Genomic DNA, 815 nt, shown 5'->3' with positions numbered 1-815 from the left:
CTTGAATGCCTGAGCATCAAGACGCAGAAGAACCCATTCGCACTTTGCCGCAAGTTACTGATCAACGCCTCTCGCGCGGCTTATGATCAGTTACAGCTGCTTCTCGCAGCTACTGCGTAACATCAGTAAAATAGAATCAATAATCGCACCATTTGATGCTAAAAATCGTGGCCAAGCAAGCCTAAACTTGCCATCAACTAATTTATTGGAGGAATCGGGTGGCGCAGGGGAACCGCCCCCCCCTACGTGTAAAACAGCGTGCAAAACTTTTCAGATGGGGGTGCGGCGGAAAACTAGGTGTCGTCTCAGCATTGCGGCTTGGCGTGAACGCGCCCGGATGAGAAGCGGGGCGGAGGATTGAAGCCAGGCAAAACAAAAGGCGGTAAGGGTGATGGGGAGTCATCGCCGTTCCCGCCTTTTAAGCTCAGGGCTTTCGACTGACGTTGTAGATGCCTATTCCTGTATTGGTGACGGAAAAAATAAGTGCCGCGATTGCAATCGTTACGGGATTAATTATTACTCCGCCTGATACAGGTTCAACATCCTGAATGCTCAGTTCTTGCATTGTATTTTCTCCATTAGACGACATCAGCAGAAGGCTATTGACGAAGCTTCAGTGTAAGCACGGAAATTACGGCCATCAATGGGTTGACTGTCACTTACGGAGTGTCATCGATGGGGTTAGCTTACAAACTGATGTTACGCAGTGCATACGCTAACCTGTCGCCATGAAGAACAAAGAACTCGATTTGTACACCGACTATTTGCTGAGCACGTTTGGCGCGGCGACAGCAACGGGCTTGTCGGCGATGGTA

General features: G+C 49.7%; 1 protein-coding gene. It reads right to left on the bottom strand.

Annotation, left to right across the window (positions count from 1 at the left end; translation table 11 throughout):
- Positions 1 to 424: 424 nt before the first annotated feature.
- Entirely contained in the window at positions 425 to 565 is a 141-nt protein-coding gene (locus CSQ89_RS22765; protein ID WP_158229095.1) for a hypothetical protein, read from the bottom strand.
- Positions 566 to 815: the final 250 nt, after the last annotated feature.

The sequence above is a fragment of the Chitinimonas sp. BJB300 genome (assembly GCF_002735695.1).
GTDB lineage: Bacteria > Pseudomonadota > Gammaproteobacteria > Burkholderiales > Chitinimonadaceae > Chitinimonas.
The sequence above is the reverse complement of the archived record's forward strand: the minus strand, read 5'-3'. Positions and strand labels throughout refer to the sequence as shown.

Coding starts and splice junctions, on each gene's coding strand:
- CSQ89_RS22765 (WP_158229095.1), bottom strand. CDS start 565: ATGCAAGAACTGAGCATTCAGGATGTTGAACCTGTATCAGGCGGAGTA.